Source organism: Exiguobacterium sp. s95 (assembly GCF_018618655.1).
GTDB lineage: Bacteria > Bacillota > Bacilli > Exiguobacteriales > Exiguobacteriaceae > Exiguobacterium_A > Exiguobacterium_A oxidotolerans.
On the sequence record NZ_JACSMM010000019.1, the window covers coordinates 1 to 1,360 of the forward strand.

The 1,360-nt window shown below is 46.5% G+C and carries 1 protein-coding gene; it reads right to left on the reverse strand.

Annotation, left to right across the window (positions count from 1 at the left end):
• Nucleotide 1: 1 nt before the first annotated feature.
• A protein-coding gene (locus tag KNP99_RS15105; protein ID WP_369834825.1) for an IS3 family transposase occupies nt 2-1,329 on the reverse strand; the annotation gives its coding sequence in 2 pieces (ribosomal slippage) (nt 2-960 and nt 960-1,329; 1,329 coding nt in all).
• Nucleotides 1,330-1,360: the final 31 nt, after the last annotated feature.

Genomic DNA, 1,360 nt, shown 5'->3' on the forward strand with positions numbered 1-1,360 from the left:
TTTAAGCTGCTATGAGATGGCTTCGGTATTGTGCCGGAGTCATCTTTTGTAGTTTCCATTGTCTTCGTTCGCTATTGTAATAGTCAATGTATACATCGACCATAGCGCAGACCTCATCGAGGTCAGATGCTAATTGATAATCGACATAATCTTTCAAGTGCCCAAAGAATGATTCCATCGGGGCATTATCCAGGCAGTTTCCTCGACGTGACATGGATTGAACCATCCCCATCTCACGAATCCGTGCTTGATAAGCAGGATGCGTATAATGGAAACCTTGATCGGAGTGTATCATGGCTTCCGGATGTGTATTCCCTTGAAGTCGTTCTGCGAGTTTATTCGTCGTATGAAGGACGAGTTCCATCCGGAGGCTCATTGATACATGATGTGCCACAATTTCACGTGTAGCGACATCCTTCACGCAAGAGAGATAGGCAGTTTGACCAGACCCAATTCGGAGATAGGTGATGTCTGTGACGAACACTTTACCTGGCTCTACTTGCTTGAACCGGCGGTTCAAGTGGTTCGGCACAGTCTTATGTTCATATGTCGCTTTGGCGATTTTACGGTAGGGGTTCTGCCTGCGGATTTTCGTCACGATCCCAAACTTTCTCATGATACGAAGAATACGCTTATGATTCATCGGCCCCCCCATAAGATCAAGCATTTCCATGTAAAGACCACGATAGCCAATCTTCTTGTCGTGACGGTCGTGAACACGTTTTAGAAGAAGGTAGTCCGCATAGTCGCGTTCTTCCCGAAGGGAGTCACTGTCCGTACGCGCAAGCCAGGCGTAATAACCACTGCGACTCACCTCAGCGAGCGTGCAGAGATCTGTGACGAACCGACTCGTCGATAATTTTCTTACAACAATATTAATTGCCTGATAGCGCTCAGACGCTGTTAGCTTCGGTGCTTCGCCTCTCTTTCGAGAGCTTCTAGCTTTTTTAGTAATTCGTTCTCCGCCGTGAGGTACTTGATCCGTGCTTCAGCTTTCGCAAGAAGTCGTTCGATGGAATCGTCTTTTTTCGGTCGACCACCAAGATTTGATTTTCCACGTCTCTCATTCAGGAGTCCTTCTTCCCCATAAATACGATATGTCTTCCGCCATCGCTTCAACGCTTCGTTCGTCGTTTGCTTACCGATCATGACCAAGTCGAAGCCGCTCTCCTCAAAGATTTGTATTGGTCGTTTCCCAGCTAAATTCTCATGTACAGCGTAAATCTTGAATTCTCCCTTGTATTGGATGGTGCGATCCGATACCGAGGCTACGTGGGGATTCGCTTCAAGTTGTCTGATTTGATCTGGATTAAAGGTACGTCTGTTCATAAATAGTCCTCCCGTATGAATTGAATAGATA